The following is a 21,122-nucleotide window of genomic DNA, read 5'->3' on the forward strand; positions in this document are numbered from 1 at the left end:
TAAGCACGCCAAAAATAATTTATTAAATTTTAACTAATAAATTTATTTAATAGGCTTCTTGCGATACTATAATAATCATCGCAAATTAATTCATAAAGAAAAAATACAAATAGGAATTTATACCTCTTATTAATTTAATTCTTATAGTCATACATTATTTTGGCACAACAAAAAATGATTGGATTGGCAACCCTTTTTAGGACACTTTTTATATGGATTGTTGTTTTCTAAATTCAACAGGTGTTAAATAATTTAAACGACCGTGAATTCGAATATTGTTATATCAATGCACAAAGTCAAATAATTTGTATTTTAATTGGGTTAAATTTATAAATTTTTGTCCCTTGATAAATTCCGTTTTAAAACTTTTGTAAGTTGTTTCAGCCACAGCATTATCGTATGGACAGCCTTTATTGCTTAATGATCGTTTGATGTTAAAAGTATTTAAGATATTATCAATGATTTTATTTTTAAATTCATTACCCCGGTCAGTATGAAATAACGTAATTTGATTTAATGGTCTTGTAATTGAATAAAAGGCTTTTTGTCCTAGTTGGGCTGTTTTGTTTGTCCCGGCACTATAGCCAATTATTTCACGATTAAACAAGTCAATTAATAAACAAATATAATGTCATTTAGCACCCAACTTGAACATATGTTAAATCACTAACAACAACTTCATTTGGTTGTTTATTATTAAATTCACGGTTTAAAACGTTGCTAATTTCGTTGTTATTAACCATTGACTTATGATTACGATATTTTAATTTGTTGTATTTAGATACTAACTGATTTTTAATCATAATTTGGCGAATTTTTCTTCGCGATAAGATAATATCTTTTCTGGTTAAAATAGCTTTAATTTTACGAGCTCCATAAATTTTGCGACTATCATTAAATGGACTGATAACTTCTTGTTCATAATTATTAACATCAACCGTAGCGTATTTATTAATTTGATAGTAATATGTTGATTTTGCTATCTTTAATATTTGACCCATTTTTCGCACGGAATATTTTTCTTTATTAGACTTCTTGCGATACTAACAAAAATAAAAAAATTACAAATGCTGAATTATACTTGTAAGTGCAAGTAAATAAAATTGCAAAAAATCTCATATAAAAATTTTATGACGCTAAGTTTATTTTAGAAAAAATAAAGCAAGGAGTTTTTATATGGGATATAAACATCTTGGCATAGATGAAAGAATTTATATTGAGAATCAATTGAAGTTTAAAATAAAAATTAGTGAAATAGCTAAAAATCTTAATCGAAGTATTAGTACTATTATTCGAGAAGTTAATAGAAATAAAGATAATAATCATTATTTTTCATTAATTGCACAAAATAAAGCAGAAAATAGAAAACAATCACATATTTATTTTCATAAGTTTAAAAATAGAGAATTAGTAAAATATGTACAACAAAAATTATTATTAGGTTGATCACCCGAACAAATTTATGGCAGAATTAAAAATTTTCATAAAGAATGAATTATTAGTTTTAAAACAATTTACAATTGAATTTATTCTTGATTACTTGAAAAAGTTACTAATAAAAATTTAAGAAGAAAAGGTAAGAAACGAAAATATCAAGAAAATCGGGGTAAATTTAATGGTAAATCAATTAAAGAACGAAATGCTAATGTTAATAATCGCGTAACTCTTGGTCATTGAGAAGGTGATACCGTAGTATCATCACGAGGTAAAAGTAAATCATGTTTAATAAATTTAGTTGAAAGAACATCAAGATTTCTTTAGACTGCACCCCGTTTAGTAAGTATTAATAAAAAGGTTTACAAACTTTCATTTATTATATCTTTTTCTTTTTGGTTTGAATATCATTTATTTCATTTTTTAACATCATTAATATATTCATTATGAGATTTATAATTTTTATTATGGATTGTTCCTTTTTTAAGTAATGAATGAAAACTTTCAATAATAATGTTGTCTGCACAATGATAATTTTTACCCATTGAAATTATAATTTTGTTATCTAAACATTTACTATTATAATCTTTAGATGTATATTGATATCCGTGATCTGAATGAATTATTGTTTTATTTAGCTCTTTTTTTATTTTTTTAATTTTATTAATTGCAGCATTTAAATTATCAATTACAAGTTTGTTATTATTAAATTTTGATCATTTTACATCAATAATTTCTTTAGTATATCCCATCAATTATTGTTGATTGATAATGTTTTTTACCATTTCAAATTAAATAAGTTACATCAGTAAATAAAATTGAAAATCTTTCTTTAATATCATTAAAATTACGATTTACTAAATCAGGATATTTAATTATATTTTTATTTCTATTTTGTTTTATTAATATTTTTCTACGCATACGCTTTACATATTCAGCTTGAATATTATTTTCTTTCATAATTCGTAATACTTTCTTAGCATTATAAACAATGCCATAATCTTCTTTTAAATATTTGGTAATTCGACGATAACCAAATTGTTTTAAATTTTCTTCATAGACTTTTACAATATTTTTTAATGATTCGCTATCCTTACCATTACTTGAATAATTTTTATATTTATCTCAATAACTACGCTTTAAATTTGTTACATCAAGTAATAAATTTAGTGGATATTTATTAAGGTTTTCTTTGATAAAAAATACAATTTTTCTTTTATTTAATTGTAAAAGTCATGAAGCTTTTTTAGTAATTCATACCTAACTTTGTAATAGTTTAAATCTCTTTTTTTAAATGATTCTTTTGGACCTTTATTGGTGTTTAAAATTCCTTTCTTAAAATTTTCATACCATGAAGCAACAGTTTTTTTATTAATTGCATATTTTTTTGCAATAAAACTTATACTATTATTTTTAACCTCTTGTCCTATCCTTTTTCGAAAATCTGCTGTATATTTATTAAATTTTTGTCCTTTTCTTGCCATATAAAAATGCACCTCCTTTAAAAGTTTAGCAAAGACTTTTTTTCTTTACTTACTTTTTTGGGTGCAGTCTACAAATTTAAAGCGTAGTTATTGAGATAAATATAAAAATTATTCAAGTAATGGTAAGGATAGCGAATCATTAAAAAATATTGTAAAAGTCTATGAAGAAAATTTAAAACAATTTGGTTATCGTCGAATTACCAAATATTTAAAAGAAGATTATGGCATTGTTTATAATGCTAAGAAAGTATTACGAATTATGAAAGAAAATAATATTCAAGCTGAATATGTAAAGCGTATGCGTAGAAAAATATTAATAAAACAAAATAGAAATAAAAATATAATTAAATATCCTGATTTAGTAAATCGTAATTTTAATGATATTAAAGAAAGATTTTCAATTTTATTTACTGATGTAACTTATTTAATTTGAAATGGTAAAAAACATTATCAATCAACAATAATTGATGGATATACTAAAGAAATTATTGATGTAAAATGATCAAAATTTAATAATAACAAACTTGTAATTGATAATTTAAATGCTGCAATTAATAAAATTAAAAAAATAAAAAAAGAGCTAAATAAAACAATAATTCATTCAAATCACGGATATCAATATACATCTAAAGATTATAATAGTAAATGTTTAGATAACAAAATTATAATTTCAATGGGTAAAAATTATCATTGTGCAGACAACATTATTATTGAAAGTTTTCATTCATTACTTAAAAAAGGAACAATCCATAATAAAAATTATAAATCTCATAATGAATATATTAATGATGTTAAAAAATGAAATAAATGATATTCAAACCAAAAAGAAAAAGATATAATAAATGAAAGTTTGTAAACCTTTTTATTAATACTTACTAAACGGGGTGCAGTCTAGCTTATAATAATAAAAAGTTAAAAGTCTTTAATTCAAAAACAAAAATTACAGTAATTAAAGCATTTGATGAAACATTATATTTAAAATATAACAATCAAATATATAATTTATTAGAATACATTCTGGTTCCTATTAAAAATATTGAAAACAAAGTTCCCAAATCTAAAGCACATAAACCAAAACCAAATCATCCTTGAAATAATCAATATACATCACAAACATTATCAATTAAATAATTTTGCGAAATTTTTGCTAGATATTGACATCAATTTCAACAAAATAAAGAAATTCTAAAAGAACGAAAAAAGCGAAAAGATTTTGAATTAAATAAGTTTAAAAAACCCTTAGAACGTGAAAACTATTTATTAAAAAAAGAAAATGAAAGAATAAAAGCTGAGAATGAGGTTTTAAAAAAGCTTGAAGCTCTTCCAAAGATAAAAACAAAAACAAACATTAGAAAACAAATTGCTTTTATTAAATCAGAATTGCAAGTTTCAAAAATTACTTTATCATGATATTTAAAAGAATTAAGAATTTCATATGATACTTGAAATAAATATTCAAAAAATTGTGATGAATATCAACCAAATATTGATTATTCAATATATGAAATAATTAAAGCAATTCATAGAGAAAATAGTATTAAAGGACACAGACAAATTAAATTATCTTTGGAAGAGCAAAAAATTAATGTGTCGAATTCAACAGTTTATCGTTATATGAAATTAGCTAATAGAATTTCTAGTGTAAGAATTAAAACAAGAAAAAAAATTAATCATTTCTTAAAAATGACAAATTAACATATTCGACATAAATATCTATTAAAACGTAATTTTAAAGCTGAAAAAACTAATCAAAAGTGATCAATTGATATTACGTATGTTAAAACAATCACAGAATGAATATATTTATTTGCAATCAAGGATTTATTTAGTAATTTAATAGTAAATTATTCTTTAACAACAACTCCAACAGTAAATTGAGTAAATAATTGTATCAAAGAAGCAATTATTAAAAGAAAAATAATCAAAGGTGAATTAACTATTAATTCTGATCAAGGTATTCATTTCACTTCAAAAGCTTATGAAAAATTATTAAAAAAACACGGTATAAATATAAGTATGTCAAGAAGAGGCAATTGTTTAGTTAATTCACCGATTGAAAATCAATTTTCAATTCTTAAAACCGAGAACTCAGAATTATCACACTGTAAAAATATTTTAGAAGTAAAAAATATTGTAGATAATTATATAATTCATTATAATGAAAAAAGAAAAATTTTAAATTAAAAAATGCTTTCATTTCATATTGAAGTGGTGGCATTTTTTAATTAAAATTCTCAGTTATCTGAAACTGTGCACTAAAATAATTTTTGCTTTTTTATTTAAGAAGGCAATATGTTATAGTTAACTTAGAAATAAAGGAGTACTAAAAAATGAAAATTGTAATTGGGAACGACCATACGGGAACTGAAATGAAAAACGCAATTGTTAAATATTTAACCGAACAAAAACATCAAATTATTAACTTGGGAACAGATAGCGTGATGGCAGTTGACTATCCTGATATTGGTCAAGCTGTTGGGGAAAGAGTAATCCAAGAGCAAGATAGTATTGGAATTGTAATTTGTGGAACAGGCATTGGAATTTCAATTGCAGCAAATAAAATAAAAGATATTCGAGCAGCATTATGTAATGAAACAGTGTTAGCAAAATTAGCTCGCGAACACAATAATGCTAATGTTTTAGCGTTGGGGGCTAGAATTATTGCCAATCAAAATGCGATTTGAATTGTTGAAATGTTTTTAAATACTGCATTTGATGCTGGACGTCATAATCTTCGTGTTGATAAACTTAATAAACTTTAGGATGAGATTCTATGCTTCATTATTTTTTTAAGTAATATTTTACAATACAAAAAAAGAAGTTACATAATAACTTCAACAGCTTTAATATCAGGCATTTCTTGTTTGACAATTTGTTCTACGCCATTTTTAATTGTTGAATCAATTAAACCACAGCCAATACATGCTCCTGCTAAACGAACATAAACAACATCATCTTTAACTTCTACAAATTCAATATCGCCGCCATCTTGATTAATGTAAGGGCGAAGATTATCAATAATATCTTTTGCTTGTTTTGTTTGTCTCATTTTATCACCTTCATTCTTTAACTATAACATTTTTATGATAAAAGTCCTTTAATTTTGTCCTTTAATTTTGTAGAAAAATATGGATTGGCAACCCTTTTTAGGACACTTTTTATATGGATTGTTGTTTTCTAAATTCAACAGGTGTTAAATAATTTAAACTACCGTGAATTCGAATATTGTTATATCAATGCACAAAGTCAAATAATTTGTATTTTAATTGGGTTAAATTTATAAATTTTTGTCCCTTGATAAATTCCGTTTTAAAACTTTTGTAAGTTGTTTCAGCCACAGCATTATCGTATGGACAGCCTTTATTGCTTAATGATCGTTTGATGTAGACTGCACCCTGTTTAGTAAGTGTTAATAAAAAGGTTTACAAACTTTTATTTATTATATCTTTTTCTTTTTGGTTTGAATATCATTTATTTCATTTTTTAACATCATTAATATATTCATTATGAGATTTATAATTTTTATTATGGATTGTTCCTTTTTTAAGTAATGAATGAAAACTTTCAATAATAATGTTGTCTGCACAATGATAATTTTTACCCATTGAAATTATAATTTTGTTATCTAAACATTTACTATTATAATCTTTAGATGTATATTGATATCCGTGATCTGAATGAATTATTGTTTTATTTAGCTCTTTTTTTATTTTTTTAATTTTATTAATTGCAGCATTTAAATTATCAATTACAAGTTTGTTATTATTAAATTTTGATCATTTTACATCAATAATTTCTTTAGTATATCCATCAATTATTGTTGATTGATAATGTTTTTTACCATTTCAAATTAAATAAGTTACATCAGTAAATAAAATTGAAAATCTTTCTTTAATATCATTAAAATTACGATTTACTAAATCAGGATATTTAATTATATTTTTATTTCTATTTTGTTTTATTAATATTTTTCTACGCATACGCTTTACATATTCAGCTTGAATATTATTTTCTTTCATAATTCGTAATACTTTCTTAGCATTATAAACAATGCCATAATCTTCTTTTAAATATTTGGTAATTCGACGATAACCAAATTGTTTCAAATTTTCTTCATAGACTTTTACAATATTCTTTAATGATTCGCTATCCTTACCATTACTTGAATAATTTTTATATTTATCTCAATAACTACGCTTTAAATTTGTTACATCAAGTAATAAATTTAGTGGATATTTATTAATGTTTTCTTTGATAAAAAATACAATTTTTCTTTTATTTTAGACTGCACCCAAAAAAGTAAGTAAAGAAAAAAAGTCTTTGCTAAACTTTTAAAGGAGGTGCATTTTTATATGGCAAGAAAAGGACAAAAATTTAATAAATATACAGCAGATTTTCGAAAAAGGATAGGACAAGAGGTTAAAAATAATAGTATAAGTTTTATTGCAAAAAAATATGCAATTAATAAAAAAACTGTTGCTTCATGGTATGAAAATTTTAAGAAAGGAATTTTAAACACCAATAAAGGTCCAAAAGAATCATTTAAAAAAAGAGATTTAAACTATTACAAAGTTAGGTATGAATTACTAAAAAAGCTTCATGACTTTTACAATTAAATAGACTGCACCCCGTTTAGTAAGTATTAATAAAAAGGTTTACAAACTTTTATTTATTATATATTTTTCTTTTTGGTTTGAATATCATTTATTTCATTTTTTAACATCATTAATATATTCATTATGAGATTTATAATTTTTATTATGGATTGTTCCTTTTTTAAGTAATGAATGAAAACTTTCAATAATAATGTTGTCTGCACAATGATAATTTTTACCCATTGAAATTATAATTTTGTTATCTAAACATTTACTATTATAATCTTTAGATGTATATTGATATCCGTGATCTGAATGAATTATTGTTTTATTTAGCTCTTTTTTTATTTTTTTAATTTTATTAATTGCAGCATTTAAATTATCAATTACAAGTTTGTTATTATTAAATTTTGATCATTTTACATCAATAATTTCTTTAGTATATCCCATCAATTATTGTTGATTGATAATGTTTTTTACCATTTCAAATTAAATAAGTTACATCAGTAAATAAAATTGAAAATCTTTCTTTAATATCATTAAAATTACGATTTACTAAATCAGGATATTTAATTATATTTTTATTTCTATTTTGTTTTATTAATATTTTTCTACGCATACGCTTTACATATTCAGCTTGAATATTATTTTCTTTCATAATTCGTAATACTTTCTTAGCATTATAAACAATGCCATAATCTTCTTTTAAATATTTGGTAATTCGACGATAACCAAATTGTTTCAAATTTTCTTCATAGACTTTTACAATATTTTTTAATGGTTCACTATCCTTACCATTACTTGAATAATTTTTATATTTATCTCAATAACTACGCTTTAAATTTGTTACATCAAGTAATAAATTTAGTGGATATTTATTAATGTTTTCTTTGATAAAAAATACAATTTTTATTTTATTTAATTGCCAAATTGTAAAGTTAATAAATTCTTTAATTCCTTGTCAGTATTTTTTAGAGTTAATTTTTTTAACTTCATTAGTCATTGTTACTAGAAATTTGACATTATGCATTGTTTTTCGTATTGTTTTAGGATCTTTATAACCAGTATGAAAGACGGTTAAACGGATTCTTTTCTTAATTTTTAATCGTTTTTTGATTTGATAACTAATGGCATTGCGATATGCTTCATCGGTTTCAATATAAATAACCCCATCATGTTTTATTTTTGTATCTGGTTCATCTAGCATTAGTTCTAACAAATGTTTAATATCAAACCGTTTAATAAAGTTAAAAATTGTTTTTTTTGTTATGTTAGCATTCCGATACATATTACAAATATCTTGATAACTAAAATTTATGCCTAATTTGCTGATTATTTCTAACGAAAAATCATAATCAAGTCGCTGATAACTTTCAAGCCCTACAAGTAAAAAGACCGTTTTTGGTTTTTTTGCCACTTGAAATTCTGGTTTTAAGATATATTTTCGTCGTTTAAAAGTAACTTCACCATTACGAAAAACCAAAGTTCGTTGATAAAATCCTTTTGGAATATAACGTGCTTTGCGTCAGTTCTTATTAAAAATATAGTTATCAATATATTCAAAAATATTTTTAAATAGTATTCAAGCTTCAGAACTAATTTCATTGTTTAAATAGGATAATAGTGCTGTAATAGGGATATTGGGGCTAATTTCATTAATTAAATCAATAAAAGAGTTATTATTTTCGTTTAAAAACTCTTGGATTCTAGTTATAATATTCATAGGATAGTTTTCTTTTTAATTTTTTTCAAACTTAATTATACTGAAAACTTTCTTTTTTATTTTCCCCAACTTTGGCAACGCAATCTATAAATTAATTTTGTCATTATTAGGAGCGTCAACAAAGACAGAATTGTTATAATCAATAGGAATGGCAAATTGTTTATTGAACTTGGTTATAAATTCTTTTAAGAATGTATTTGCTTCTTCAATAGTGGTTACTCCTGCGAGAATTAATTCATTTTTCAAGCGATCTTGTAGAGTGCCTCATAAACGTTCAATTCGTCCCTTTGCTTGGGGGAATTGAAGTAGTTATGATTTCGACACCTAATTCATCACAGCATCGGCTGAATTGAGTAAAGGTGTCTTTTTCTTCGGTTTTATCACTACTTTTTTGGTATGTAAAGATTGTTCGTTTATCGGTATAAAATGTCATGGGAATTCCATAATTTCGTAAAATTTGATGTAAAACATTATAATAACCTTGTAATGTTTCTTGATAAGCAAAATATAATCCAACAACCGTATTTGTTGTATCATCAATTGCGCCATGTAAAAATCATTTTGGACCAAATGGTCCAAATCAATGATGTTCACTGGCATCAGCTTGTAATAGTTCGCCGAAACATTTTCGACGTTCTCTTAAAGGGTGGGTTTTATCTTTTTTCTTTATTTTTTGCTTTCGAGGTGTTTTAATTTGATTTAAGTACATTAATTTGTATAAAACTGAATATGAAATGTTTATTCCTTCATTTTCGATTAATTTTTCTTTGAAATGAGTAAAATTAAAGCCAATATATTTAGTTTTATATAAATTTATAATCTTTTCACAAATTTGTGGATTTGTTTTATTGTGAGCTATCCTTCCACGAGAATGGTGAGCAAATGATTGACTATTTTGTGGATCATAAAGTTTTATAAGTTGTTCAATGCGACGAATTGATAAGTGTAAAATATTTGCAGCTCTTTGCTTTGATATTTTATTGTTAATAATTTTTTCAATTGTTTTGTATTTATGTTGTTCTTTCATTGTTAGTTTTCTTTCCATTGTTATCACCATTTTTAATTTTAAATGGTTGCGAAATTTTTGCTAGATAACTATTACGAAATTATCACAAGATAAGGACAAAAAAATAGTTGCATTTCTTTTAAAAGATGTTATCATCATTCTAACAAGAGACAGAATTTGCTGCTTGAATTTACATAATACAATAAATATATTAATGATGTTAAAAAATGAAATAAATGATATTCAAACCAAAAAGAAAAAGATATAATAAATGAAAGTTTGTAAACCTTTTTATTAATACTTACTAAACGGGGTGCAGTCTAAAGTTTAGCAAAGACTTTTTTTCTTTACTTACTTTTTTGGGTGCAGTCTACATAAATATGGTCCAACTTATTGTAACCTATCCAATCTTCCATCAAATTCGTTTTCAAATTGTTATATTGATGATTTTTTTTATTTTATCAAGAGTTTTCGACAAAATTAAAGAATATATTTACAATTCAGGTTTAATAAAACATTTTCTTTCGCTAATTGTACCGCCTCTTTTTGCAATTCAACCCCCGTAATTTTTGTTAATGTTAAAGTTGATAAAATTAACAGAATTACAGCATTATTAGTACCAATATCTAAAATATTTTTTACTCGCGTATTTAAGATTACAAAACGAACTAATAAAACATTATCCAAGAAAAAATTAAACATATCAGTTCGTTGTTTAATTTTAATCCCATCATAATCTAATAAAACATTTAAAATTTCCGTTTTACACCTCGTTATATCAATCAATCAATCCTTTTTCCAAAATTAATTCCTTATTTAAATTCTCCAATAATAAATTAGCCGTAGCATAGCAAATCTCAATTAACTTACTATTTTTACGATTTAATTTTTCAATTAAAGTTTGATCAGTAATTTGATATTTATTTCATTCTTTCTTTTTGAGAACATTAGCAATTGCTAAAAAATATTCGCGACATTCAGTATTATCATAACTATTTAACTGGCGAAGATGAATAAAGTTATTTGCCGCATTATTTTCAAAATTTTTAAAAAAAGTTTGAATAAAATTATTTTTAAAATCATCAACTTCTTCGGAATTACTACTATTCTCTAAAATTATATTTAAACAGCGGGATTTAATCGTCTCAATTACTTTTGTCTTATTAGTTGTTAACAAAAAAGCATAAGTATTTTGACTAGGTTCTTCTAAAAATTTTAATAAGGAATTCGCTGCTTCTAAGGTTAATAAATCAACCCCTTTAATAACATATACTTTAATGCCCGTTTCTTCTAAAGCTGAATAATTAAAAGTTTGAATAATTTCTTGAATTGATTCTTTTTTGATTGTTGTTTCAAAATCACCTTTAATTTTTAAATCATAATAAGTTTGATTATTAACGCGTTGACAAATATCGCATTGACAATCCTGACCTTTTTTTTCTGAACATAATAAAAATTTAATAATTTCTGTTGCAAATGTTGCTAATTTAACCTTATTATTGCAAGAAATTAAAAGTTGATTTGATAAATTGTTTTTTAAAATTAAATTTTTAAATAAGGTAAATTTTTCATCATCATTTTTTGTAAATAAATTATCCATTTGCTTTGTCCTTTATTTTTTGAATAATCTCCTGAACATAATAATATACTTGTTCTAATACTTCATTCACCGTTTTACGAGCATCAACAACTTTAATCCGGTCAGCATTTTCACTAATTAAAACTTGGTACCCCTCATATACTTTCTCATGAAACGAATTCTTTTCTAAATCAAGGCGATTCATTTCACCTTCATTTCTAACCTTCATTCTTTCATTTGCCATTGTTGGTTCAATATCAAAAAAAAGTGTTAAATCGGGTTTTGTTGTGCCTAAAACAATTGATTGAACTTCATCTAATGTGCGAATTCCTAATCCCCGCGCATATCCTTGATAGGCTGAAATTGAATCCATAAAGCGATCACAAATGACAATTGCTCCTTCTTTTAAAGTTGGTAAAATATCTTCTACAACATGTTGTCTTCGCGCAGCTATATATAGTAAAGCTTCTGTCCAAGGATCCATTCCTAAGTTATGTTTACTTAAAATAACATTTCTAATTTGCTCAGCAATTTCATTGCCTCCCGGCTCGCGTGTTAAAACAACTTGGTATCCTTCTGACCGTAATTTTTCTTTTAATAATTTTGAAATTGTTGTTTTTCCAGAACCATCAATTCCTTCCAATGTTATAAATATCATCATTACACTCCCTATTCTTAAACATCTTTACGACCTTCTAGTGCTTGTTTTAAAGTTACCTCGTCAATGTAATTTAAGAAATCACCAATTGGGATTCCTTGTGCTAAACGTGATATTTTTATCACAAAAGGTTGTAAAAATGTTTTTAAGTATTGAACTGTTACTTCTCCTTCAAAAGTAGCACCAACAACAATGATAACTTCTTGTATAATTTTATCATTCATTCGGGATTCTAACGCAGGAAAAGTCTTTAATTTTGTCGAAAAATCTTGATATTTATAAAATAGACTTCTTGCGATACCTTGTTATTTATGCTTAAAAAGCAATTAAAATTTTTAAAAATAATTATTTTAAAGTTTAATTTAATTTTTTTATTTGCCAAATTGTAAAGTTAAGTGCAACTAAATTATTTTTCTAACCAAATATTCGATTGGCGAAAGATAATTTAGTATTTTTCTTGGTCTTTGGTTTAAAGACAATATAAATTTATGAACTGCATTTTTAGTAGTATTTGAAAAATTAAATTTTTTAGGAAATTTTTCTCTAATTAAACCATTAGTATTTTCATTAGTACCTCTTTGTCAGGGTGAATATGCATTAGCAAAATAAATTTTCACATTTAAATTTTTTTCAAGTTGTTGTCAATTAGCAAATTCTTTACCACGATCAAATGTTATAGTCTTAACAAGATTATTTGGCAGAATTGATAAATAATGGCTAATATTTTCGTTAATAACTTTAGTAGTTCTATTTTCAACTAATATTGCTAAAAAAAAGTAGACTGCACCCAAAAAAGTAAGTAAAGAAAAAAAGTCTTTACTAAACTTTTAAAGGAGGTGCAGTCTATTTTTTATACCCTCCTAATTTATATTTTTTATTTTTAATTATATTTTATATAAATATTATTAATAAGAAAACCCGGTATCGCAATAATCCTAATGTAAGATTTAATAAATATCACGATATACCCTCACAAATTATTAGAAAATTTAAAAAAAAGTTTGGTATTAAATTTCCAGCATGTAAAAAAACTTTATATAAATGAATTTATTTAAATTTATTAGGATTAAATAAACAAAATTTACGACACCACGGTAAAAAATACAAAAGAAAAGAAAAAACTGATAATCGTGGAAAATTAGATGAGAAATTTAAGTCAATATGAGATATTAGACTTCTTGCGATACCTGATTATTTATGCTTAAAAAGCAATTAAAATTTTTAAAAATGCTTATTTTAAAGTTTAATTTAATTTTTTTTATTTGTAATTTTTTTATTTTTGTTAGTATCGCAAGAAGTCTATTGAAAATAAGCAATCTAACGTTGGTTGATTTGAAATAGATGCGGTAGTTAAAAAAGACCATCAATCTAGTTGTTTAGTTTTAGTAGAACAATCAAGTAAAAATTATTTTGCAATGAAATTAGAAAAAAATAATTCAAGTGAAGTTTTAAAAAACTTGAACATATAGTTATAATTAATGGTTTAGTTGAAAAAATTAAAGGGATAATAACAGATAGAGGAAAAGAATTTAGTAAGTTTGAAGAAATAAAAAAGATTACTGGTTCTAATATTTATTTTTGTGACCCTGGTAAACCACAACAAAAACCATTAATTGAGTATATGAATTCTGAACCTAGAGAATAATTTCCTAAGAAAACTGATTTTAATAATGTTACGAAACAAGAAATAGATTGAGTAGTTGATGTTATAAATGAAAAATTAAGACCTATTTTGAATTGAAAAACATCAAAAGAAGTATTTTTAAATAATTTTAGATAAGTTTATTTGAAAAATTTAATAAATTATTTTTCAGTGTGCTTAAATATGCTTAAAATAGACTAAAATTACAAATATTTTATTTTTTTGAAAAAAATAGTTGCATTCCTTTTAAAAGATGTTATTATCAATATAACAAGAGATACAAATTTGGAACTTGTATCTACACGATGCAATATATTTTAGAAAGGATACTTATTTATTATAATTATGATTGTTTAAAAAAGTTTGAAGTTTTGCTTTAATTTTGTCGAAAACTCTTGATGTTTAATATTTATATTTTATAAAATATAAATATTAAACATCAAGAGTTTTCGACAAAATTAAATAAATAGTGTAATACTTACTATAAGAAAATAAACCACGATTATTTGATGCGACTATTCCAACGAAATTAAGTTGATGCGAGCTAATCATAGCCGACAAATAATTATTTCTTTTTTTACAATTAGAAATTAACAAAAAAAAGGTAAATATTATTGCAATATTTATAAAGTAAGATGGTACCCGCGCGCCAAGCACCCTTATAGTCTTACTTTTTTATGACCGAAAGGAAAAAACGCTGATGAATTATAAAGATACCTTATTAACTCCCAATACCTTATTTGAAATGAAAGCTAACTTAGCGGAGAAAGAACCAAAAATCCAGTTAGAATGATTACGAAAAAATGTTGTTGCTGGTCGTTATCAACATAATGCGACCCAACCACCTTTTATTTTACATGATGGCCCTCCCTATGCAAATGGTGATTTGCATGTTGGCCATGCCTTAAATAAAATTTTAAAGGATTTTATTGTTCGCTATTATAACCAAAAAGGATACTATAGTCCTTGAATTTGTGGGTGAGATACCCATGGTTTACCAATTGAAACTGCTGTTGTTAAAAGCGGGGTCAATCGTAAAAAAACTCCGCCCGTTCGCTTTCGTCAAATTTGTCGAAAATATGCCCTTGACCAAATTGATAACCAAATTAAGCAATTTAGTCGGTTAGGGTTATTTAGTGATTTTCAGCAGAAATATGTTACGTTAGATTTAGCCTATGAACTAGAACAATTCCGGTTATTTCAAACAATGGTCCAAAAAAAATTAGTTTATCGTCAATTAAAACCAATTTATTGATCACCATCGAGTGAGTCGGCCTTAGCGGAAGCCGAAATTGAATATGACGAATTAACTTCCCCATCAATTTATATTACCTTTCCGGTAACGACAGGGAATAAAATAATTAAACCAGGCACAAAATTTATTATTTGAACAACAACCCCATGAACAATTCCAATGAATCAAATGTTAGCAGTGGGGGAAGAAATTGTTTATGTTGAAGTTGTAGTTAATGGTGAAAAGTATTTATTTGCCAAAGCGTTATTAGAACAGTTACAATCTATTTTTAACTGAGAAAAAGTTAAAATTATTCAAGAAGTTGTTGGGGTTAACTTAGCGAAAATTATTACAAAACACCCTTTATATGATCGTGATAGCCCCGTTGTTCTTGGCCATCATGTTACGATTGAAGCGGGGACGGGAATTGTTCATACGGCTTCTGGTTTTGGTGAAGATGATTACTTGATTGCGAAAGTAAATAATGTCCCAATTTTCGCTCCTTTAGATGATGCCGGGAAATATACCGCCGAAGTCGGCGATGATACTTTAACCGGAGTGTATTATGAAGATGCCAATAAAATGATTGGCCAACGCTTAGAACAAGGGGGCGCATTATTAAAATTAAAATTTATTAAGCACCGTTCACCAATTGATTGACGAACAAAGAAACCAGTTATTTATCGGGCAACAGCACAATGATTTGTTTCAATTGAAAAAATAAAACCATCCTTATTAGCGAAAATTAAACAAGTACAATGAAATCCAGAATGAGCAGCGAAGCGAATGGCAACAATGATTGAAAACCGGCAAGATTGATGTATTTCGCGGCAAAGATTATGGGGCGTTCCAATTATTGCCTTTTATGATGAAAATAATCAACCGCAATTTAGCCCCGAATTAATTGAACATGTTATTAATTTATTTGCCAAAGTAAAAACAACCGATATTTGATTTGAATGAACAGCGGATCAATTTTTACCATCATCGTATCAAAAGCGTAATTGACGCAAAGAGCAAGATATTATGGATGTTTGATTTGATAGTGGGGTTAGTAATTTAGCAGTCACAAAATCTTACCAGTTGCCGCATCCTGTTAGTATTTATTTAGAGGGAATTGATCAATTCCGTGGTTGATTTAATTCTTCATTAATTACTTCGGTTGTTGCCACAGGGCATGCGCCATATCAAATAGTTTTAGCGCATGGTTTTGCTAATGATGAAAAGGGGCGTAAAATGAGTAAATCATTAGGGAATGTAATTTCGCCCTTAGCGATTACTGACCAGTATGGGGCCGATATTTTACGAATGTGAGTTGCATCGGTTGATTATCGCGATGATGTTAAAATTGGTCCGGATATTTTAAAACAAATTGCCGAAGCTTATCGTAAAATTCGTAATACTTTGCGGTTTTTATTAGCGAATTTAACTGATTTTAATTCAGCAACTGATTGTCAACCGCAATTAGCGGAAGTTGATTATTATATGTTACATTTAGCCCATGAATTTCAACAAAAAGTTAATAAAAGTTATGAGGAATTTAATTTTAATAATGTTTATATGTTAATTAATAATTTTGTGATTACAACTTTATCAAAATTTTATTTAGATTTTACCAAAGATATTTTATATATTGAGCAAATGGCGGCTCCTCGTCGGCGTGTTGTTCAAACAACCTTATATTATTTATATCGTATTTTAGTTGATGCTTTAAAACCAATTATTCCGCATACGGTAGAAGAGAGTCACCAGTTTATTAAATATCCCCACCAACAAAGTTCGGTGCATTGCGAAGAGAATTTTGTTTTACCAACCACAATTGATCAAGCATTAATCACAAAATGAGAACAAGTATTAAAATTACGCGATGATGTTAATAAAGAATTAGAATGTCGTCGTGAACAAAAAGAAATTAAAAAATCCTTAGAGTGCCAAGTTACGATTGCTTTAAAAGAACCATATGCTGACTTAGCAAAAATTAAGGATTTATATCAAATTTTTATTGTTAGTGAGATTATTTTTACAACTGATCATCATCATTTAACTGAATATGGAACAAGTTATTTAAAAGTGCAAGAAAAATCAGGGGCAAAATGCCAACGTTGTTGAATGATTTATAATCATTTAAACGCTCAAAATAATGAAATATGTGATCGTTGTTTTAATGTTTTATCGACAAAAAATGTGCGATAATATAATAGACTTTTTGCGATACTAACAAAAATAAAAAAATTAAATTAAACTTTAAAATAATCATTTTTAAAAATTTTAATTGCTTTTTAAGCATAAATAATTATGTATCGCAAGAAGTCTAATATATAAAAGAAACAAAGGAGTTAAAAATGAATGAAAGAACGAACAAAACAATTCTGATATGATGCTCAAGATCATTTTAAAAATCGGAATTATATTTGAAAATATAAACTGCAAGTTTGTTTGCCACTTTTTATTGGCTTATTAATTTTAGATAGTATTACTAAACAATTAGCTTTTCATTTATTATTGCATAGTCCTGATGCGCCAGAAGTTAAATTTTTGGATGGCTTTATTAACTTTAAATTTATAGTTAATACAGGGATTGCCTTTGGGGTAAATGCGAATAATCTTCCGGTTGTAATTATTGGTGCTGTCGTTATTACCTTGATCGCGTTTGGAATTTTTCTGTATGTTAATAGTAAACCGGCAGTTGTTAGTTTAATCATGATTACAACGGGCGGCTTTGATAATTTAATTGACCGAATGTGAAACCAAGGGGGCGTTGTTGACTTTCTGGCATGAATTTGATTTCCACCGTATAGTGTTTTTAATTTAGCTGATACTTGAGTAACAGCAGGGGTTATTGTCCTAATTATTGCCATTATAATTGAAATTATTCAATTTTATCTTGAACGCCGTCGTAGCAATCACGAGGAAAATGTTGAGTCAAATGGCTAAAATTACTTTTACTGCTTCGACAACAAATCGTATTGATAAAATTTTAACTGATTATTTTAAGACGCAACCAACTCCTTTTTCTCGCACAAAAATGCAAGAATTAATCACCGCCGGACAAGTGCAAGTTAATGACCAAGTGGTGCGAGCAAATTCGCTTGGTAAAATTGGCGATAAAATTATTATTGAATTACCCGAACCAAAGGTCAGTGTCTTAACCCCAATGGCAATGTTGTTAACAATTTTATATGAGAATGAATATTTAATGGTGATTGATAAACCAAACAATTTAGTTGTTCATCCTGCGCCAGGGCATCAAAATGATACCTTAGTGAGTGCTTTATTAGCACATGATGTTGATTGGTCAACAGTTAGTGGTGAACAACGTCCGGGTATTGTCCATCGAATTGATAGGCAAACAACGGGGGTCTTAGTTATTGCTAAAAATGATGTTGTTCATCAACAGTTGCAAGAACAAATTCAAACAAAACAGTTACAACGCCGGTATTTAGCGCTTGTCCATGGTCAAATTACCGAAAAGCGGGCTAAAATAGATGCCCCGATTGGTCGCGATCCAAATAACCGCAAAAAAATGACCGTAACCGCAAAAAATTCTAAAAAAGCAGTGACTAATATTCTTGTAATTGAACGGTTTAATGATTATACTTATATAGAGTGTGAATTAGAAACGGGACGAACGCATCAAATTCGCGTCCATCTAAAATACATTAATCATCCAATTGTGGGTGATCCGTTATATGGGATAAGTGCTGATAAAAAAGAAAGTTTTGGCCAATATCTGCATGCTTATCAATTAACATTTGTTCATCCAATTACGAAACAATTTCTGACAATAACAGCAACATTACCACAAGAATTTGAACAAAGATTAGCAATACTACGTGCGAAAGGATAGAAAACAATGAGTTTTGATAAAGATAAGTTATCTCTAGTTGATTATTTTTTAAAACAAGAAAAATACAGTGTTTATAAAAGTAAACCACGAAATAATAATAATGCTTATTTATATAAAGTTGATAGTAAAGAATTTCAGATTATTAAAATTATTGATAATTTTAGTGGTGAATTTAATGATTTCATCATTAATGATGAAATCATTAATGATGAAATTGTGCAAACGTTAAAGACTTTTTTAAATAAGAAATTTCAACGCGAAAAACTTACTATTTTATCAATTATTCTAATTGAAAATCGTTCGCAAATTTACAAAGATGATAGTGGTGATGTAACCTTATTTGTTAATCAAAATAATTATCTTGATCGGTTAAAAAATTATTATCCGAACATTACCATGTTAGAAAAAAATAGTGAAACCGAGTCTTCAATGGCGGAGATGACAACAGAAGAAATTTTAGGTGTCATTAAAGACCCAAATAGTAAATTAACGAAAAATTTAAAGCAATTAAGTGATACGTTAAGTGTCAATAATCTTGGCGTGACATGAGTTTTAATTGCCTTATTATTAGTGATTCCAATTGCTGGTATCTTTTTTGGAGAGCAGATTTTTAATACGCAAGGATTAAATGAAAAAGAAACGCAACTGGTTTATGGGGGAATTACCCGGGATTTATTAATTTGAAATAACCAATGATGACGATTATGAACATATGTCTTATTTTCAAGTAATTCATTATTAATAGTTTTAAATTTATTTATGATTTTTACCGTTGCACATTATGTGGAAGCCTTATTAGGGCGTTGACGATTATCGGTAATTTTATTGTTAGGGATCCCATTAGCGGGCTTATTTTTAGGAGCCATGTTACCCAATTTAATTTTTGGTGGTTCAACAATTTTATTAGCAATTCTATGAGGAAGTTTGTTTAGTTATAATTATGGGAAAGAAGATTTAGGGGTTTTAATTGCCAATCAACGAACTTTAATTATTATGTTATGGCTGTTAATAATGCCAATTTTTTTAGGTTATTCATATTATTTAATTAATTTTGTTGGCTTTTTTGTTGGGAGTGCTATTGGTTATGGCTTAGAATTTAACCGTTCACATCGTGTGAATTGAACAATGTTATATCCAGTCTTTATTATTGTCACAATGATAACAGTTAGTGTCATTGCCTTATTATGAATACGTTATGTGCCACCATATAATGGGGAAGTAATTGATGCCTTAGTAAGCTATTGACGTGCGGGCTTAATGAGTCGGAGTGCCATTGAAGACATGTTAAATAATTATTATCTTTATCCCAAACCGGATTGACCAATCTTTTTATTAAATAGTCAGACTCGTTTTGATAATCTTTTTGCCTTGGGCGGATTAGGTAATTTATGACAGCGTTAACAGTCAAAAAACGGGATGATTATTTATCATGGGATGATTTTTTCTTAAGTGTTGCTCATGTTTGTGCAATGCGCAGTAAAGACCCCCATACGCAAGTTGGGAGTTGTGTTGTTAACCAAATTGATCAAATTATTGCCACAGGCTATAATGGCTTACCGCGTGGTTTGAATGATGATGATTTTCCGTGAGCACGCGAAGGAGGAACGTATTTAGAAACAAAATATCCGTATGTTGCCCATGCAGAGTTAAACGCCATTTTAAGTGCGCGAACAAACTTAGAGAATTGTCGAATTTATACAACTTTGTTTCCTTGCACTGAATGTACCAAGATTATTATTCAAGCGGGGATTAAAGAAGTTATTTATGATGATGACAAATATGAGGATAGCGAGGATAATCAAGCAGCGAAACAAATGTTTGACCAAGCACAAGTTCGTTATAGTTGTTTACCCGTCATTAATGTTATTGTCGAACGACAACCAAAAAAATAATTAATTACTGAATTGTAAAATTAAATGA

The 21,122-nt window shown here is 26.6% G+C and carries 26 protein-coding genes and 5 pseudogenes; 14 read left to right on the forward strand and 17 right to left on the reverse strand.

Annotated elements, in window-relative coordinates:
• Nucleotides 1–208: 208 nt before the first annotated feature.
• Together ACQH23_RS09875 and ACQH23_RS09880 are read right to left on the reverse strand one after the other, a co-directional pair.
• Nucleotides 209–655 carry an IS3 family transposase gene (locus ACQH23_RS09875; RefSeq protein WP_425378196.1) on the reverse strand — a complete coding sequence of 149 codons (447 nt, stop codon included), beginning with the start codon at nt 653–655 and terminating at the stop codon, nt 209–211.
• Entirely contained in the window at nt 636–1,001 is a 366-nt protein-coding gene (locus ACQH23_RS09880) for an IS3 family transposase (RefSeq protein WP_425378197.1), read from the reverse strand. Before ACQH23_RS09880 ends, ACQH23_RS09875 begins: the two co-directional genes overlap by 20 nt.
• 175 nt (nt 1,002–1,176) lie before the next feature.
• On the opposite strand from ACQH23_RS09880, the gene ACQH23_RS09885 reads away from it, so the two are divergent.
• The gene (locus ACQH23_RS09885) at nt 1,177–1,761 is read left to right on the forward strand and encodes an IS30 family transposase (RefSeq protein WP_425378198.1); all 585 of its coding nucleotides are present in this window, start codon (nt 1,177–1,179) and stop codon (nt 1,759–1,761) included.
• A gap of 35 nt (nt 1,762–1,796) precedes the next feature.
• Here the strand turns inward: ACQH23_RS09885 and ACQH23_RS09890 are convergent, their stop codons facing one another.
• The 4 genes and pseudogenes from ACQH23_RS09890 to ACQH23_RS09905 all read right to left on the reverse strand — a co-directional run bounded on the left by ACQH23_RS09890 (nt 1,797) and on the right by ACQH23_RS09905 (nt 2,918).
• Nucleotides 1,797–2,186: a DDE-type integrase/transposase/recombinase gene (locus ACQH23_RS09890; protein WP_425378185.1), complete on the reverse strand. Its 390-nt coding sequence runs from the start codon at nt 2,184–2,186 to the stop codon at nt 1,797–1,799.
• Nucleotides 2,173–2,394 carry a hypothetical protein gene (locus ACQH23_RS09895; RefSeq protein WP_425378199.1) on the reverse strand — a complete coding sequence of 74 codons (222 nt, stop codon included), beginning with the start codon at nt 2,392–2,394 and terminating at the stop codon, nt 2,173–2,175. The genes ACQH23_RS09890 and ACQH23_RS09895 overlap by 14 nt, the downstream gene beginning before the upstream one ends.
• A gap of 21 nt (nt 2,395–2,415) precedes the next feature.
• A pseudogene (locus tag ACQH23_RS09900) lies at nt 2,416–2,688 on the reverse strand (hypothetical protein); the annotation flags it as partial.
• Entirely contained in the window at nt 2,655–2,918 is a 264-nt protein-coding gene (locus ACQH23_RS09905; protein ID WP_425377850.1) for a hypothetical protein, read from the reverse strand. The gene ACQH23_RS09905 and the pseudogene ACQH23_RS09900, both read right to left, overlap by 34 nt.
• 61 nt (nt 2,919–2,979) lie before the next feature.
• Between ACQH23_RS09905 and ACQH23_RS09910 the strand changes: the two genes are divergently transcribed.
• The 5 genes and pseudogenes from ACQH23_RS09910 (at nt 2,980) to rpiB (ending at nt 5,680) form a co-directional block, all read left to right on the forward strand.
• On the forward strand, nt 2,980–3,774 hold the full coding sequence (locus tag ACQH23_RS09910; protein ID WP_425378200.1) for an IS3 family transposase: 795 nt from the start codon (nt 2,980–2,982) through the stop codon (nt 3,772–3,774).
• A 524-nt stretch (nt 3,775–4,298) separates the two neighbouring features.
• Nucleotides 4,299–4,613 carry an IS3 family transposase gene (locus tag ACQH23_RS09915; RefSeq protein ID WP_425378201.1) on the forward strand — a complete coding sequence of 105 codons (315 nt, stop codon included), beginning with the start codon at nt 4,299–4,301 and terminating at the stop codon, nt 4,611–4,613.
• 156 nt (nt 4,614–4,769) lie between these two features.
• Nucleotides 4,770–4,895 (forward strand): annotated as a pseudogene (locus ACQH23_RS09920) (hypothetical protein); the annotation flags it as partial.
• 39 nt (nt 4,896–4,934) lie between these two features.
• Complete coding sequence (locus ACQH23_RS09925) at nt 4,935–5,102, forward strand: IS3 family transposase (protein ID WP_425378202.1); 168 nt, start codon at nt 4,935–4,937, stop codon at nt 5,100–5,102.
• A 146-nt stretch (nt 5,103–5,248) separates the two neighbouring features.
• On the forward strand, nt 5,249–5,680 hold the full coding sequence (gene rpiB, locus ACQH23_RS09930; RefSeq protein WP_425378203.1) for a ribose 5-phosphate isomerase B: 432 nt from the start codon (nt 5,249–5,251) through the stop codon (nt 5,678–5,680).
• Between the two features lie 59 nt (nt 5,681–5,739).
• Here the strand turns inward: rpiB and ACQH23_RS09935 are convergent, their stop codons facing one another.
• The 3 genes and pseudogenes from ACQH23_RS09935 to ACQH23_RS09945 form a co-directional block, all read right to left on the reverse strand.
• Nucleotides 5,740–5,967, reverse strand: a complete 228-nt coding sequence (locus ACQH23_RS09935; RefSeq protein ID WP_425378204.1) for a NifU family protein — start codon at nt 5,965–5,967, stop codon at nt 5,740–5,742.
• Between the two features lie 109 nt (nt 5,968–6,076).
• A pseudogene (locus tag ACQH23_RS09940) lies at nt 6,077–6,301 on the reverse strand (IS3 family transposase); the annotation flags it as partial.
• Nucleotides 6,302–6,340: 39 nt separating this feature from the next.
• Nucleotides 6,341–7,024, reverse strand: a complete 684-nt coding sequence (locus ACQH23_RS09945) for an IS3 family transposase (RefSeq protein WP_425378205.1) — start codon at nt 7,022–7,024, stop codon at nt 6,341–6,343.
• Nucleotides 7,025–7,270: 246 nt separating this feature from the next.
• Between ACQH23_RS09945 and ACQH23_RS09950 the strand changes: the two genes are divergently transcribed.
• The gene (locus tag ACQH23_RS09950) at nt 7,271–7,534 is read left to right on the forward strand and encodes a hypothetical protein (protein ID WP_425377850.1); all 264 of its coding nucleotides are present in this window, start codon (nt 7,271–7,273) and stop codon (nt 7,532–7,534) included.
• 39 nt (nt 7,535–7,573) lie between these two features.
• Here the strand turns inward: ACQH23_RS09950 and ACQH23_RS09955 are convergent, their stop codons facing one another.
• From ACQH23_RS09955 to ACQH23_RS09990, 8 genes are all read right to left on the reverse strand, one after another.
• Nucleotides 7,574–7,963: a DDE-type integrase/transposase/recombinase gene (locus ACQH23_RS09955; protein ID WP_425378206.1), complete on the reverse strand. Its 390-nt coding sequence runs from the start codon at nt 7,961–7,963 to the stop codon at nt 7,574–7,576.
• Nucleotides 7,950–9,236 carry an IS3 family transposase gene (locus ACQH23_RS09960; protein WP_425378207.1) on the reverse strand — a complete coding sequence of 429 codons (1,287 nt, stop codon included), beginning with the start codon at nt 9,234–9,236 and terminating at the stop codon, nt 7,950–7,952. Before ACQH23_RS09960 ends, ACQH23_RS09955 begins: the two co-directional genes overlap by 14 nt.
• Nucleotides 9,237–9,396: 160 nt before the next feature.
• Entirely contained in the window at nt 9,397–10,263 is an 867-nt protein-coding gene (locus ACQH23_RS09965; protein ID WP_425378208.1) for an ISNCY family transposase, read from the reverse strand.
• Between the two features lie 459 nt (nt 10,264–10,722).
• Nucleotides 10,723–11,028 carry a hypothetical protein gene (locus ACQH23_RS09970; protein WP_425378209.1) on the reverse strand — a complete coding sequence of 102 codons (306 nt, stop codon included), beginning with the start codon at nt 11,026–11,028 and terminating at the stop codon, nt 10,723–10,725.
• The gene (locus ACQH23_RS09975; RefSeq protein ID WP_425378210.1) at nt 11,006–11,842 is read right to left on the reverse strand and encodes a DNA polymerase III subunit delta'; all 837 of its coding nucleotides are present in this window, start codon (nt 11,840–11,842) and stop codon (nt 11,006–11,008) included. The genes ACQH23_RS09970 and ACQH23_RS09975 overlap by 23 nt, the downstream gene beginning before the upstream one ends.
• Entirely contained in the window at nt 11,835–12,479 is a 645-nt protein-coding gene (tmk, locus tag ACQH23_RS09980) for a dTMP kinase (protein WP_425378211.1), read from the reverse strand. The genes ACQH23_RS09975 and tmk overlap by 8 nt, the downstream gene beginning before the upstream one ends.
• 17 nt (nt 12,480–12,496) lie before the next feature.
• On the reverse strand, nt 12,497–12,703 hold the full coding sequence (locus ACQH23_RS09985; protein ID WP_425378212.1) for a hypothetical protein: 207 nt from the start codon (nt 12,701–12,703) through the stop codon (nt 12,497–12,499).
• 177 nt (nt 12,704–12,880) lie between these two features.
• Entirely contained in the window at nt 12,881–13,270 is a 390-nt protein-coding gene (locus tag ACQH23_RS09990) for an IS30 family transposase (RefSeq protein ID WP_425378213.1), read from the reverse strand.
• 146 nt (nt 13,271–13,416) lie between these two features.
• On the opposite strand from ACQH23_RS09990, the pseudogene ACQH23_RS09995 reads away from it, so the two are divergent.
• The 7 genes and pseudogenes from ACQH23_RS09995 to ACQH23_RS10025 form a co-directional block, all read left to right on the forward strand.
• A pseudogene (locus tag ACQH23_RS09995) lies at nt 13,417–13,664 on the forward strand (IS30 family transposase); the annotation flags it as partial.
• 116 nt (nt 13,665–13,780) lie between these two features.
• Nucleotides 13,781–14,259: pseudogene (locus ACQH23_RS10000) on the forward strand (IS30 family transposase); the annotation flags it as partial.
• Nucleotides 14,260–14,821: 562 nt separating this feature from the next.
• Nucleotides 14,822–17,548 (forward strand): isoleucine--tRNA ligase, encoded by a 2,727-nt coding sequence (gene ileS, locus ACQH23_RS10005; RefSeq protein WP_425378214.1) that lies wholly within the window; start codon nt 14,822–14,824, stop codon nt 17,546–17,548.
• 153 nt (nt 17,549–17,701) lie between these two features.
• The gene (locus tag ACQH23_RS10010) at nt 17,702–18,289 is read left to right on the forward strand and encodes a signal peptidase II (protein WP_425378215.1); all 588 of its coding nucleotides are present in this window, start codon (nt 17,702–17,704) and stop codon (nt 18,287–18,289) included.
• Nucleotides 18,282–19,202 (forward strand): RluA family pseudouridine synthase, encoded by a 921-nt coding sequence (locus ACQH23_RS10015; protein ID WP_425378216.1) that lies wholly within the window; start codon nt 18,282–18,284, stop codon nt 19,200–19,202. The genes ACQH23_RS10010 and ACQH23_RS10015 overlap by 8 nt, the downstream gene beginning before the upstream one ends.
• Before the next feature lie 6 nt (nt 19,203–19,208).
• A complete protein-coding gene (locus ACQH23_RS10020; RefSeq protein ID WP_425378217.1) occupies nt 19,209–20,603 on the forward strand; it encodes a rhomboid family intramembrane serine protease in 1,395 nt (464 codons plus the stop codon).
• Nucleotides 20,591–21,094 (forward strand): deoxycytidylate deaminase, encoded by a 504-nt coding sequence (locus ACQH23_RS10025; protein ID WP_425378218.1) that lies wholly within the window; start codon nt 20,591–20,593, stop codon nt 21,092–21,094. Before ACQH23_RS10020 ends, ACQH23_RS10025 begins: the two co-directional genes overlap by 13 nt.
• Nucleotides 21,095–21,122: the final 28 nt, after the last annotated feature.

The sequence above is a fragment of the Spiroplasma endosymbiont of Polydrusus pterygomalis genome, assembly GCF_964030635.1.
Taxonomy (GTDB): Bacteria; Bacillota_I; Bacilli_A; order Mycoplasmatales; family Mycoplasmataceae; genus Spiroplasma.